This window comes from Thermoflexus sp., from assembly GCF_040289485.1.
Lineage (GTDB): Bacteria > Chloroflexota > Anaerolineae > Thermoflexales > Thermoflexaceae > Thermoflexus.
The window spans coordinates 1-12,581 of the sequence record NZ_PSLG01000060.1 but is presented as its reverse complement, the minus strand read 5'-3'; the positions used below and the strand labels follow the sequence as shown (position 1 = coordinate 12,581).

Sequence of the window (12,581 nt, the reverse complement as noted above, 5' to 3'; positions counted from 1 at the left end):
CACAGCGTGCACGACCCGAAGGCGATCTCCGCCAGTTCCTCCAGATCCGCCTCGGCCGCCGAAGTTCATCTTGCTGGGGCCGACGCCGTGGATGTCTTTGAGGAAGAGGCCCAGCATGCGGCCGAAGAGGCTGCGGCCGGTGGCGGTCTTCTTTTTGATGGCCTGCAGGCCCCAGAAAGTGAAGAACATGGTGACGTCCATCCCCGAGGCGGCCGCGCCGGTAGCGATGATGAAGGCGGCCATCAGGCGATCCATGTCGCCGCTGAACACTACCATCGAGAGCCGGTTCTGGGTCTGCCGCTCCTCCTGAGCGGTCACGGCTGGGGCGATCGGTTCGAGGGCCATGGGTGCTCCTCCCGGCCACGGTTTCATCCGGCGATGTGCCGATATGGATGGACCCGATCGATCAGGACGGCCCGCATCAGATCCAGGGCCTGGAGGACGCGATGATCGGCCAGCAGATATTCGACCACGCCGCCTTTGCGGGAGGGGATCACCAGGCCCCGGGAGGCCAGGACCCGGAGGTGGCGGGCGACGGTGGATTGGGGAAGGCCCAGGCGGCGGGCCAGTTCGGTGCCTGTCCGCGGCCCCTCCGCCAGTTCATAAAGGATGAGGATGCGGGTGGGATCGGCCAGCCCGGCACAGATCTCGGCATGCCAGCGAAGGACCTCCTGGCGCGTCGGCCGTTCCATCGTACGCTCCCCTTCCGGTTATCCGATTAACAGGATAACCGGAAGGCGGTCCCCAAGCTTGTGGCATTTGTCACACTATGGCGCGTACGATGTTCCATCCGGCGGGGGATTTCGATCAGGCGGATCATTTTTATCGGGGGAGTTCAGGAAAACGCTGGCGGCGCGCCGCCGGCGGACCCGAACCCAAGGGCGGAGCGGCCTTGTCGGATCCAGAGAATCTCCCTTATAATGGGGGCGTGTCCTGGCCCGGTGATTCCTGTGACGGAGGAGAGGAGGTTGCGATGTCGAAGAAGACCCTGCGGGCGATCCTGATCCCGGTGCTCCTGGGGCTGCTGATCTCGGCCTGTGCGCCGCCGGCCCCGGCCCCCACGGCCCCGCCGGCCAAGAAGTTCCGCGTCGGCCTGGTCACGGACGTGGGGAAGATCGACGACAAGTCCTTCAACCAGGGGACCTGGGAGGGGGTCCAGAAGGCCGTCAAGGAGCTGGGCGTCGAGGCCAAGTACATCGAGACCCAGGACCCCAACGATTACATGAAGAACATCGCCCAGTTCGCCGACGCCGGCTACGATGTGATCGTCACCGTCGGCTTCGCCCTGGGCGAGGCCACGCGGGAGGCCGCGAAGAAGTATCCCAACGTGAAATTCATCGGTGTGGATCAGTTCCAGGAGACCCCCATCGAGAACGTGGCCGGGCTGATCTTCGAAGAGGACAAGGCCGGCTTCATGGCCGGCGCCCTGGCCGCCCTGATGAGCAAGACCGGCAAGATCGGCGCCGTGCTGGGCACCGACGCCGTCCCGCCGGTCTGGCGCTTCGGCGAGGGCTATCGGGCCGGGGCCAAATACGTGCGGCCCAACGTCGAGGTGTTGGTGGTCTACCACAACGACGTGGGGCTGGACAAGACCTTCACGGATCCGGAATGGGGCAAGTCGACGGCCCTCTCCCTGGTGGATAAGGGTGTGGACGTGGTCTTCGGGGCGGGTGGCAAGACGGGCAATGGCGCCCTCATCGCCTGCGCCGAGACCAAGAAGTGCCTGGCCATCGGGGTGGACGTCGACCAGTATTACACGGTGCCCGAGGCCCGCAGCGTGCTGCTCACCAGCGCCATGAAGGACCTCACCGAGGGCACCTTCCGGTTGATCCAGGCGGCGATGGAAGGCAAGTGGAAGGGCGGCAACGTGATCGGCCCGGTCCGGCTGGCCCCCTTCCACGACCTGGAGAGCCAGGTCCCCCAGGAGGTCCGTCAGAAACTGGCGGAGATCGAGAAGGGCCTGGCCGACGGCACCATCCAGACCAACGTCCCGCCAGCCAAGCCGTAAAGCCGCCCCCAGACCGAGGGCCGGGACACCGCCGGGGCAGGGAATCGTTCCCTGCCCCGGCCTTTTTGTGAATCCTTTTGCGCTTCGGACCTTCCGTTTGTCCCTTGCGCCTTTCCGGCGGGCCTCTATACTGGGGTCCGGGGGGCTTTCTGGATCCTCGCGCTGACGCAGGAGGTGGCCGATGAACAAGATGACGGTGCGCGATGTCGACGTCCGCGGCCGCCGCGTGCTGGTCCGTGTGGATTTCAACGTCCCCATCGCGGAGGGCCGGGTGACGGATGACACCCGCATCCGGGCCGCCCTGCCCACGCTGCAGTATCTCCTGGAGCAGGGCGCCGCCGTGATCGTGATGTCCCATCTGGGCCGCCCGAAGAAACCCGACCCGGCCTACAGCCTGCGGCCGGTGGCCGAGCGCCTGAGCGCGCTGCTCGGCCGGCCGGTCCAGATGGCCCCCGATTGCGTCGGGCCGGAGGTGGAGGCACAGGCCGCTGCCCTCCAGCCCGGGCAGGTGCTGCTTTTGGAGAACCTTCGCTTCCACCCCGAGGAGGAGAAGAACGACCCCGAGTTCGCGCGCCGGCTGGCGCGTCTGGGGGACCTCTGCGTCAACGACGCCTTTGGGGCCGCCCACCGCGCCCACGCCTCGGTGGAGGCTATCGCCCGTTACCTGCCGGTGGTGGCCGGTTTCCTGATGGAAAAGGAGATCCGCTACCTGAGCCAGGTCCTCACCCAACCTGCCCGCCCCTTCGTGGCCATCCTGGGTGGTGCCAAGATCTCCGACAAGATCGGGGTGATCGAGAGCCTCCTGGCCCGGGCCGATCGGGTGCTGATCGGCGGGGGGATGGCCAACACCTTTCTGAAGGCGATAGGCTACAGCGTGGGCGATTCGCTGGTGGAGGATGAGGCCCTGGAGACGGCCCGGCGCCTGCTGGACCAGGGTGGGGAGCGCCTCTGGCTGCCTGTGGACGTGGTGATCGCAGAGGCCTTCGCCCCCGACGCCCCGGCCCGGGTGGTCCTAGTCGACGGGGTGCCGCCCGGCTGGCGGATCCTAGACATCGGCCCCCAGACCGTGGCCCGCTACACCGAGGAGATCCGGCGGGCGGCGATGATCGTCTGGAACGGCCCTATGGGGGTCTTCGAGTTCCCGCGTTTCGCGGAGGGCACCTTCGCCATCGCCCGGGCGGTGGCCGACAGCGGGGCGGTGAGCATCGTGGGGGGCGGCGATTCGGTGGCCGCCGTCCACGCCGCCGGCGTGGCCGATCGCATCACCCATATCTCCACCGGCGGGGGCGCCAGTTTGGAGTTCCTGGAAGGGCGCCTCCTCCCGGGCATCGCCGCCCTCCAGGATCGGCCCTCTGCCTGAGGCGAGGAGGCCCGATGCGGCCCACGCCCCCAGGCCGGCCCTGGGTGCGGATGACCATGGGGGCGGCCGAGGTCTTCGAGGGCCCCGAGGGCCTGGTGTTGCAGTTGCTCCCGCAGCCGGGGGATCGCTATGCGGATGCCCAAGTGGATGACTACAGTGGCGCCCGCCTCCGGTGGCGCCCCCCGGTTCGCCTGACGGTGGAGGCCCGCTTCTCGGCGCCGGCGGACGGGTGGGTGGGGACCGCCGGGTTCGGGTTCTGGAACGCGGGGGCTCTCCCGGGCGCCCTCGCCGCCCCGCCCTCGGCCGTCTGGTTCTTCTTCGCTTCCTCCCCCTCCCGTCTGGCCCTCTCCCCGGATGATCCCGGCCCGGGGTGGCGGGCGATGGTCTGGCGCAGCCTGAGGGCCCCGCGCCTTCCCCTCCCTCCCGGGTGGGCCTCGCGGGTCTATCGGTGGCTGGCCCATCCCCGCATCGCCCGGGCAGCCGTGGGCCTGGGGAGGCGCTGGATGGCCGTCTCCCAGCGCCTCCTAGAGGATCTCGATTGGACGGCATGGCATCGTTACGAGATCCGCTGGGAGCGGGACCGCGTGACCTTCGCGGTCGACGAGGTCCCCGTGCACACAGCCCCCTTTGCGCCCGCAGGGCCCTTGGGGTTCGTGGCCTGGGTGGACAACCAGTTCCTCCGCCTGGATCCGGAGCGGGGGATCGCCAGCGGCTTCCTGGAAGTCCCCCAACCCCAGGCCCTGATCCTGCGGCGGGTGGCGATCGAGGCCGGCGATGGATGGGCAGAAATCCTCTAAAATGGGGAGGGGGCGATGGTGGTGCACCGGGCGCCGCACCACCATCGCCTTTTGCGGGATCGACGATCGCCCCCGCTCCACAACGCCGGAGGTCCGGGTATGGTGGCAGTGCGCGCCTTCATCGCCATTGAGATGCCGGAGGCGCTCCAGCAGCGGCTGGCCGAGATCCAGGAGCATCTGCGCCGGGAGCTCCGCGAGGTGCCCATCCGGTGGGTCCGCCCGGAGGGCATCCACCTCACCCTCAAGTTCCTGGGCATGGTCCCGATGGCCCAGGTCGACGAGGTCATTGCAGCGTTGCGAGGCCTGGCGCTGGAGCGGGGGCCCTTCGTCTTCGTGGTCGAGGGCCTCGGCTGCTTCCCCGACGTCCGCCACCCCCGCGTGATCTGGGTCGGCGTGGGAGATCCCACGCGGGCCTTGGCGGGCTTCCAGCGGATGGTGGAGGCCAGCATGCAGAAACTGGGCTACCCGCCGGAGGACCGCCCGTATCAGCCCCATCTGACCCTGGGCCGCGTCGCCCGGGAGGCGACGCCGGCCCATCACCATCGGATCGCCGAGGTGGTCGGCCGGACCTCCGTGGAGCGGCTGGGGGAGGTGCGCGCGGCGGAGATCACGTTGATGCGCAGCGACCTCCATCCGGAGGGCGCCCGCTACACGCCGATCGTCCGCATCCCGTTGCGAGGCCCCGCGTAAGGAGCCCGCGCCGTCTGTGGCCTATGCTTCCCCGATGTTCTCGAAGAAAGCCACCGCCACCGGGCGGCCCCGGGCGTCGAGGGTCACGGCGGCCAAGTCGATCCGCCAGGCGGGCTCCGGTCCCTCGAGGCCGGCCAGGTAGGCGAGGGCGGTCTGGAGCAGGCGCTGGCGTTTGCGGGGGCCCACGCTCTCCTCTGGGGCCCCGAACCGATCCCCCCGCCGGGCCCGCACCTCGACGAAAACCAGCCAGCCGTGGCCCTCGGCGATCAGATCGATCTCCCCGAAGGGCGACCGCCAGTTCCGGGCTCGGATGCAGTAGCCCTGGGCTTCGAGGGCGGCGGCGACGAAGGCCTCCGCCGCGCGCCCGGACGCCTGTCGGGAGCGGGAGGGCCGCTTCATCCTTCCTCCGGATCCCCCTGCAACTGGAGCGGGATGTCTGCCAGCCGGAAGCCGTGGCCCCGCACGGTGAGGATGTAAGCGTGGTCGGGGTCGACCTGGGCCAGCCGCTCCCGCAGCCGGCGGATCAGGGCGTCCAGGGCCTGCTCGGTGACCCCGCGGGGATCCTCCTCGGGCCAGATATAGGCCACCAGTTCCTCCCGGCCGACCACCGCGCCGCGGGCGAGGGCCAGGCGCTCCAGGGCGCGAAACTGGGCAGGGGAGAGCGGGGGGACCACCTCGCGGCCGTTCGCCCAGACCCGGCGGGCGGCTCGGTCGATGCGGAGGCCGGAGAAGCGGGCCGGCGCGGGCGGGGCTTCCAGCGGAAGGGTGACCTCGGGGCTGACGAACCGCATGCGCACGCAGAGGGCCAGGGCCAGTTCATCGCCGTCCTTCAGACGGTGCGGGACGAAAGGGGGGAGGGGCTGGCCGTTCAGGAACGTCCCGTTCTTGCTCCCCAGATCCTCGATGTAATAACCGTCGTCCTGGCGGCGCAGGCGGGCGTGCTGGCGGGAGATCTGACGCTCCGGCAACACCAGGTCGCAGGTCTCGCTGCGGCCGATGAGGACCACCTCTTGGTCGATGGGCCAGCGCTGCCCGGCCAGGGCGCCCTCGGTGATCACCAGCATCGGCGCTTCTGTCCCGACCATTGCGTCCTCCGCCCTCGGGCTTCCCCCAGTCCATTTTATAATCCGCACCGGAGCGAGGGGGCCTGGGCCTTTTGGGGAAAGATCCGGATGTGGTAAAATAGAGCGAAGGGAGTCCCTTCCTGCCGAAGGGTCGAATGACGATGCGCCACGGAACGGGCTGGCCTTCTCCCGGCTGGCGGTGGAGGCCCATGGGGGGCGCATCGAAGTGGAGAGCGACGCTCGCGGCACCACCTGCATCGTCCGGGTCCCCTTGGGTCCGCCGGGGCCGCCCCCGGACCCGGGCTCGTGACGGGAAGATCGGCACCGGACAGCGGGGATGATGCACACGAGGGTGGCGGCCCGGCGGTGGTTGGGCTTGCTGCTGGGGATGGGGATGCTCCTCGCGCTCCCTGGGGCGGGCCCTTTGGCCTTCACCCTGGGGCCGGCCCGGACCCCTCAGGCCACGAACCCCCTCATCGGGGTCCACACCCGCGTGACGGATGAGGTGGACGTGGGGAAGATCGCGCGCACCTTCCAGATGGCCCGGGAGATGGGCGCGGTGTGGGTGGTGGAGTTTTTCCCGTGGGCCTATCTGGAGCCGCAGCCGGGGCGATACGCCTGGGACCACAGTGACCTGCGGCTCCTGCTGGCCCGGCGGGAGGGCCTGAAGGTCATCGCCCGGTTGGGCCTGGTGCCGGGTTGGGCGCGTCCGCCCCGCGGTAACCCCACCTGGCTAGGGGGCGAGGGGGTTTTCCGCTTCGCCCGTTTCGCCGCCGCCTTCGCCGCCCGCTACCGGGATCAGGTGGCCGCCCTGGTGATCTGGAACGAGCCCAACCTTTCCATCGAGTGGGGGGAGCGACCGCCGAACCCGGAGGCCTTCGTCGCCCTGATGAAGGCGGTCTACCCCGCGGTCAAGGCGGCAGCCCCGGAGGTGCCGGTGCTGGCCGGAGGGCCGGCTCCCACCCTGGAGGACTCCCCCCGGGTGATAAACGACCTGCGGTTTCTGCAGGCGGTTTACGCGCAGGGCATCGCCCCCTACCTGGACGGCTGGGCGTGGCATGCCTATGGGTTCGGGAGCCCGCCCGAGGAGCCGCCGGATCCCGGCCGCTTGAACTTCCGGCGGGTGGAACTCGCCCGGGCCCTGATGCAGGCCTATGGGGACAGCCGGCCGATCTACATCACCGAGGCCGGATGGAACGAGTCCCCCGTTTACGACCACGGGCTCCCCTCTGCGGTGCGCGCCGATTACACGGTGCGGGCTTACGCATATGCCCGACGGCACTGGCCCTGGTGCCCAGCGGTGGCCATGTGGGCGCTCCGCTACGCCCACCCGGAACCGCCCGTCTTGGACGGCTACGCCTTCCTGGATCTGGACTTCCGTCCCCGGCCGGTCTACGAGGCGGTCCGGCGTTATGCCCGCTCCGCCAGCGGACCGGGCGATTAGATTCAGGGGGCGGACGATGGGTTTTGGTCTTGGGGCATGGGCGCAACGATGCGGTGCCCCTACGTCTTTCCCAGCCCGAACATGTCCTCCAGCAGGTCGGGGGCGTAGCGGGCGATGGTCTCGGCCGTCAGGGCGTTGGCCCGGCAGACCTCCGCATACAGGAAGGCGCTGGGCCGGGGGCGTCGCTCCCCCGTCTCCGGATCCATTTCGATCAGCCCGAACCGCAGGGTCCACCCCTCTGCCCACTCGAAGTTGTCCACCAGGGTCCAATGGAAATACCCACGCACCGGGACGTTCTGCTGGATGGCCCGCCACATGGCGTGCAGGTGCCGGATCAGGAAGCGGGGGCGCCGGTCATCGTCGGCGTCGGGGATCCCATTCTCGGTGATGTAGATCGGTTTGCCATAGCGGGCCAGGCGCTTCAACAGGCGGTAGAGTCCCTCGGGGTACACCTCTCCATAATCTCCATCGCTCCGCTCCCCATAGGGGTTCAGAAAGGTCCGGCCGAACAGGGTGGCCGACGAGCGCCGGTCGAAGGCGGAAAGCCGCCGGGTGTAGTAGTTCAGCCCGATGAAGTCGCAGGTGTCGCGCATCGCGGCGAGGGCGCGCCGGACGAGGGCCCCGGGCTCCCGGCCGGCCGTCGCCGCCTCCAGGACCAGCCGGTTGAACATGCGATCGTGCAGGCGGGTCACCAGCCGGTCCAGGGGGGAGGCGGGGCGGGCCGGCTCGAAGACCACCATGTTATGAGCGAGGCCCACCATGGCCTCAGGCTGGATCCGGTGGATGGCGTGGTAGGCCCGGGCGTGGGCGCGCATCAGGTGGCGCAGCACCTGCATGGTGAGGCCGAAGTCCCGCTTCCCCGGCGGCCACTTCCCCTCGTTCCACCCCATGTAGGCCAGGACGTTGGGCTCGTTGATGGTGCACCACAGGCGGCACAGGTCCCGGAGGGCTCCCACGGTATGGGTCACGTAGCGCTCGAACCGCTCGACGGCGAGGGGGTTCTCCCACCCGCCCTGCTCGGCCAGCCAGAGGGGGTTGGTGAAGTGGTGCAGGGTGACCATGGGCTCTATCCCCCGCTCCCGCAAGGCCCGCAGCATCTGGCGGTAGCGGTCCAGGGCGGCGTCGTCGAAGAACCCTTCGCGGGGCTCGACGCGGCTCCATTCCACCGAGAGGCGGTGGGCGTTCTGGCCCAGGGCGGCGGCGCGATCGAAATCGGCCTCGGCGTTGCGCCACCAGTCGCAGGCCCGCCCCGAGCGGCCCCCGTCCCGGATGCGGCCGGGCTCCTGCTCCCAGCGCCACCAGTCGTTGAGGACGTTGTCGCCCTCCACCTGGTGGCTGGCGGTGGCGGTGCCCCAGAGAAACCCCGGTGGAAAATGGAAGGCGAAGGTGACCATGTCCGCCTCCCCTCAGCGCGGCGTCCATCCCGTCCACGCGATCCACGCGGCCAAAGCCCCTACGCTGACAGCGGCGCCCCCAAGGGCGACGGCGACCCCCGGCGTGAGGGGGCCGTGGGCGGTCACCGTCACCAGCAGGGCCGCCGCCAGCGTCCACCCGGCCACGGATCCGACCAGACCGGCCAGGAACAGCTGGATCCAGCGCAGGCGCCCCGGCGGGATCATCGCGCCCCTCCTTTTTCGGCTTCGGGGACCATTGTGGACAGGGGGGCCGCGGCCGGCAACCCGGACGTAAAATGGGAGGGACCGCTCCCATCCGCGGACGGGGAGGAGATGCCGATGGCCTTTTTCCGCCCCGATCGCCCCCTGAACCTGGCCCACCGGGGGGCCAGCCGCTGGGCCCCCGAGAATACCCTGGCCGCCTTCCGACTGGCCCTCGAACAAGGGGCCGACGGCTTCGAACTCGATGTCCACCTCTCTCGCGACGGCGTCCCGGTGGTGGTCCACGACGCCGACCTGAGCCGCACCACCAACGGCCGCGGGCGCGTCTCCGAGCGGACGGTGGCCGAACTGAAGGCCCTGGACGCCGGGGCGTGGTTCCACCCGCGCTTCGCTGGGGAGCGTATCCCCACCCTGGCCGAGGTCTTCGCGGCCTTCGGGGATCGCGCCCGCTACAACATCGAACTGAAAACCTTCTCGGCGCGGGACGACGGTCTGGTGCGGGCGGTGGTCGAGACGGTGCGGCGGTATGGGCTGGGCGGGGCCGTCCTGATTTCCTCGTTCAACCCCCTCGCCCTGCGCCGGGCCTGGCGCCTGGCGCCGGAGATCCCACGGGGCCTGCTCATCGCCCCCGACCTCCCGCTGCCGTTGCGCCGGGCCTGGCTCGCCCCGCTGGCCCCCCACCACGCCCGCCACCTGCACGCCTCCATGATCGATGGGGCCACCGTCCAGGCGTGCCGCCGGCGGGGCTACGCGGTGGTGGCCTGGACCGTCAACGCGCCGGAGGAGATGCAGCGGCTGATCCGGCTGGGCGTGGCGGCCATCATCACCGACGACCCCGCTGCCCTGCGGGCCTGTCTCGAGGAGGCGGGAAGGGGACGGGAAGCGTGCTAAAATGCGATCCGTAAACCCACCGCCGATCCGGAGGCGCGGGCGATGGTGGACCTCAACGATGTGGCCCGGTTGCGGGCGCTGGACGCGGGGCGGATGCTGGACCTGGTGGCGGATCTGCCCCGACAACTGGAGGACGGGTGGGTGCTGGCGATGGCGACTCCCCTCCCGGAAGGCTGGACGGCCGCCGCCTTCGATCACATCCTCGTCGCGGGGATGGGGGGCTCGGCCATCGGGGCCTCGCTGGTGGCTGCCCTGGCGGCGGAGATCTGTCCGGTCCCCTTGACGGTGGTCCGGGACTACACCCTGCCGGCCTTCGCCCGCGGGGAGCGGACCCTGGTGGTTGCCTCCAGTTACTCGGGGGAGACCGAGGAGACCCTGGCGGCCTTTGAGGAGGCCCGGCGGCGGCGGTGCGCCCTGGCCGCCCTAACGACAGGCGGGCGGCTGGCGGCGTGGGCCCAGGAGGCAGGGATCCCCTTGTTTCGCTTCCCGCCGGTGGGCCAGCCCCGGGCGGCCCTGGGGTATGCCTTCGCCCTCCTGCTGGGGCTGCTCCGCCGGCTGAACCTGATCCCCGATCCCTCGGAGGAACTGGCGGAAGCGGCCGCCGTGCTGCGGGAGGGGATCGTCGAGATGGCCCCCGAGGTCCCGGTGGCCCGCAACCCCGCCAAGCGGATGGCCGGCCAGTTGATCGGCCGCATCCCGGTGATCTTCGGGGCGGGGCCGCTGGCCGAGGTGGCCCGCCGCTGGAAAACCCAGATCAACGAGAACGCCAAGGCGGCCGCCTTCTTCGAGGCCCTCCCTGAGGCCGACCACAACACCATCGTGGGTGCGGAGTTCCCGGCGGAGGCAGCGCCCCACCGGATGGCCCTCTTCCTCAGCGCGCCCTCGGACCACCCGCGCAACGCCCTGCGCGTCCGCCTGACCCGCGAGTTGCTCATGCGCCGGGGCTTCAACACGGATCTTTTTGTCGGGCGGGGGCGGGGCCGGATGGCCCAAGTCTTCTCCCTGGTCCTCCTGGGGGACTACATCAGCGTCTACCTGGCCCTGGCCTATGCCATCGACCCGTCGCCGGTGCCGGTGATCGCCGAACTGAAGGCCCGCCTGGCGGCGGCGGAGTGAGCGATCGCCTCGCCATCTTCTACACGGGAGGGATCCATGCCGGCCTACGATGTGGTCATCCTGGGCGGTGGCCCAGGGGGGTATGTGGCGGCCATCCGGGCGGCCCAGTTGGGCCTGCGGACGGCCCTGGTGGAGCGGGAGCATCTGGGCGGGGTGTGCTTGAACTGGGGCTGCATCCCCACCAAAACCCTGCTCCGGCACGCCGAGATCCTGGAGTGGCTCCGCCGCGGGGCGGAGTTCGGCTTCGCCTTCGACAACCTGCGGGTGGACTACGCGGTCGCCCAGCGGCGCAGCCGCCAGGTGGCCGAACGGCTGGTGCGGGGGGTGCAGTTCCTGATGCGCAAGAACCGCATCGACGTCTACGAGGGCGAGGGCCGGCTGCGAGGGGAGCACCAGGTGGAGGTCCGCCCCACCCAGGGGGCTGCGGTGGGGGGCCAGCGGTTCGAGGGCGTGCTGGAGGCCAAATACATCGTCCTGGCCAGCGGGGCGCGCCCGCGGCTGCTGCCCGGGATGTCCCTGGACCCCCCACGGGTGATCACCTATCGCCAGGCCCTGGAACTCCAGCAGGTTCCCCGCTCCATCGTCATCATCGGCGCCGGGCCCATCGGCCTGGAGTTCGCCTACCTCTTCCGGACCTACGGGGCCGAGGTGACCCTCATCGAGATGCTCCCCCACCTGGCTCCCCTGGAGGACGAGGAGATCAGCGTGGAACTGGAGAAGCAGTTCACCCGCCAGGGGATCCGTTTCATGACCGGGACCCGGGTGGAGGCGGTGCGGGCGGCGGACGGCGGGGTGACGGTGGAGGCCGGCGGGCAGACCCTCGCCGCCGAGACGGTGCTGGTGGCGGTGGGCGTGCAACCCAACACCGAGGACCTGGGGCTGGAGGCGGTGGGGGTGCAGACAGAGAAGGGGGCGGTGGTGGTCAACGAGTTCATGCAGACCTCGGTGCCCCACATCTACGCCATCGGCGATGTGACGGGGAAACTGGCCCTGGCCCATGTGGCCTCCGCCCAGGGGATCGTGGCCGTCGAGCACATCGCCGCCCGGGAGGAGAAGGGGCCGATGCCCCCGGCCCTGGACTACCTGGCCGTGCCGCGCTGCACCTACTGCCGCCCCCAGATCGCCTCCATGGGCCTCACGGAGCGGCAAGCCCGGGAGCAGGGCTACACCGTGAAGGTGGGGAAGTTCCCCTTCCAGGCCAACGGCAAGGCCCTGGCGCTGGGGGAGCACGCCGGCTTCGTCAAACTGGTGGTCGATGCCAAATACGGGGAGATCCTGGGCGTGCACATGATCGGCCCGGAGGTCACCGAGTTGCTGCCGGAGATGGTCCTGGCCCGGGTGGCCGAACTCACCCCCGAGGAGATCGTCCGCGCCATCCACGCCCACCCGACCCTCAGCGAGGTCCTGGCCGAGGCCGCCCACGCCGTCCTGGGCGCCGCCCTCCACATCTGAGGGCGGCCCGGCGGGGCGCGAAAGGGGAGGTGAACGGGGAACCCCATGCGGCCCTACCGGGAGTTCCCCGGGAAGGGACGCCTGTGGGGATCCCTCGGGCGGCGGAACGGCCCTGGGCCGGTCTACGCGCCACGGGTCGAGGA

General features: G+C 70.3%; 14 protein-coding genes. 8 read left to right on the top strand and 6 right to left on the bottom strand.

Features of this window, described 5'->3' with window-relative positions:
* Together C4313_RS09410 and C4313_RS09405 are read right to left on the bottom strand one after the other, a co-directional pair.
* On the bottom strand, positions 1 to 345 hold a 345-nt coding region (locus C4313_RS09410; RefSeq protein WP_352429608.1), incomplete at its 3' end, for a DsrE/DsrF/DrsH-like family protein.
* Between the two features lie 23 nt (positions 346 to 368).
* On the bottom strand, positions 369 to 692 hold the full coding sequence (locus C4313_RS09405; RefSeq protein ID WP_352429607.1) for an ArsR/SmtB family transcription factor: 324 nt from the start codon (positions 690 to 692) through the stop codon (positions 369 to 371).
* 281 nt (positions 693 to 973) lie between these two features.
* On the opposite strand from C4313_RS09405, the gene C4313_RS09400 reads away from it, so the two are divergent.
* The 4 genes from C4313_RS09400 to thpR all read left to right on the top strand — a co-directional run bounded on the left by C4313_RS09400 (position 974) and on the right by thpR (position 4,855).
* The gene (locus tag C4313_RS09400; protein WP_352429606.1) at positions 974 to 2,008 is read left to right on the top strand and encodes a BMP family lipoprotein; all 1,035 of its coding nucleotides are present in this window, start codon (positions 974 to 976) and stop codon (positions 2,006 to 2,008) included.
* Between the two features lie 181 nt (positions 2,009 to 2,189).
* On the top strand, positions 2,190 to 3,368 hold the full coding sequence (locus C4313_RS09395) for a phosphoglycerate kinase (RefSeq protein ID WP_352429605.1): 1,179 nt from the start codon (positions 2,190 to 2,192) through the stop codon (positions 3,366 to 3,368).
* A 14-nt stretch (positions 3,369 to 3,382) separates the two neighbouring features.
* The gene (locus tag C4313_RS09390) at positions 3,383 to 4,165 is read left to right on the top strand and encodes a family 16 glycosylhydrolase (protein WP_352429604.1); all 783 of its coding nucleotides are present in this window, start codon (positions 3,383 to 3,385) and stop codon (positions 4,163 to 4,165) included.
* Between the two features lie 99 nt (positions 4,166 to 4,264).
* A complete protein-coding gene (gene thpR, locus C4313_RS09385; protein WP_352429603.1) occupies positions 4,265 to 4,855 on the top strand; it encodes an RNA 2',3'-cyclic phosphodiesterase in 591 nt (196 codons plus the stop codon).
* Between the two features lie 21 nt (positions 4,856 to 4,876).
* On the opposite strand, the gene C4313_RS09380 is transcribed toward thpR, so the two are convergent.
* Together C4313_RS09380 and C4313_RS09375 are read right to left on the bottom strand one after the other, a co-directional pair.
* A complete protein-coding gene (locus tag C4313_RS09380) occupies positions 4,877 to 5,254 on the bottom strand; it encodes a YraN family protein (protein WP_352429602.1) in 378 nt (125 codons plus the stop codon).
* Positions 5,251 to 5,940, bottom strand: coding sequence for an FHA domain-containing protein (locus C4313_RS09375; RefSeq protein WP_352429601.1), 690 nt, complete (start codon positions 5,938 to 5,940; stop codon positions 5,251 to 5,253). Before C4313_RS09375 ends, C4313_RS09380 begins: the two co-directional genes overlap by 4 nt.
* A gap of 316 nt (positions 5,941 to 6,256) precedes the next feature.
* On the opposite strand from C4313_RS09375, the gene C4313_RS09370 reads away from it, so the two are divergent.
* Entirely contained in the window at positions 6,257 to 7,363 is a 1,107-nt protein-coding gene (locus C4313_RS09370) for a glycoside hydrolase family protein (protein ID WP_352429600.1), read from the top strand.
* 59 nt (positions 7,364 to 7,422) lie between these two features.
* On the opposite strand, the gene C4313_RS09365 is transcribed toward C4313_RS09370, so the two are convergent.
* Together C4313_RS09365 and C4313_RS09360 are read right to left on the bottom strand one after the other, a co-directional pair.
* The gene (locus C4313_RS09365) at positions 7,423 to 8,757 is read right to left on the bottom strand and encodes a glycoside hydrolase family 1 protein (RefSeq protein ID WP_352429599.1); all 1,335 of its coding nucleotides are present in this window, start codon (positions 8,755 to 8,757) and stop codon (positions 7,423 to 7,425) included.
* Positions 8,758 to 8,769: 12 nt separating this feature from the next.
* Positions 8,770 to 8,982 (bottom strand): hypothetical protein, encoded by a 213-nt coding sequence (locus C4313_RS09360; RefSeq protein WP_352429598.1) that lies wholly within the window; start codon positions 8,980 to 8,982, stop codon positions 8,770 to 8,772.
* Positions 8,983 to 9,096: 114 nt separating this feature from the next.
* On the opposite strand from C4313_RS09360, the gene C4313_RS09355 reads away from it, so the two are divergent.
* The 3 genes from C4313_RS09355 to lpdA are packed head-to-tail and all read left to right on the top strand — an operon-like array spanning position 9,097 to position 12,438.
* Positions 9,097 to 9,870, top strand: coding sequence for a glycerophosphodiester phosphodiesterase (locus tag C4313_RS09355; RefSeq protein WP_352429597.1), 774 nt, complete (start codon positions 9,097 to 9,099; stop codon positions 9,868 to 9,870).
* A 42-nt stretch (positions 9,871 to 9,912) separates the two neighbouring features.
* Positions 9,913 to 10,986, top strand: a complete 1,074-nt coding sequence (locus C4313_RS09350) for a bifunctional phosphoglucose/phosphomannose isomerase (RefSeq protein ID WP_352429596.1) — start codon at positions 9,913 to 9,915, stop codon at positions 10,984 to 10,986.
* Between the two features lie 36 nt (positions 10,987 to 11,022).
* Positions 11,023 to 12,438 (top strand): dihydrolipoyl dehydrogenase, encoded by a 1,416-nt coding sequence (gene lpdA / locus C4313_RS09345; protein WP_352429595.1) that lies wholly within the window; start codon positions 11,023 to 11,025, stop codon positions 12,436 to 12,438.
* The last annotated feature ends 143 nt before the right edge of the window (positions 12,439 to 12,581 follow it).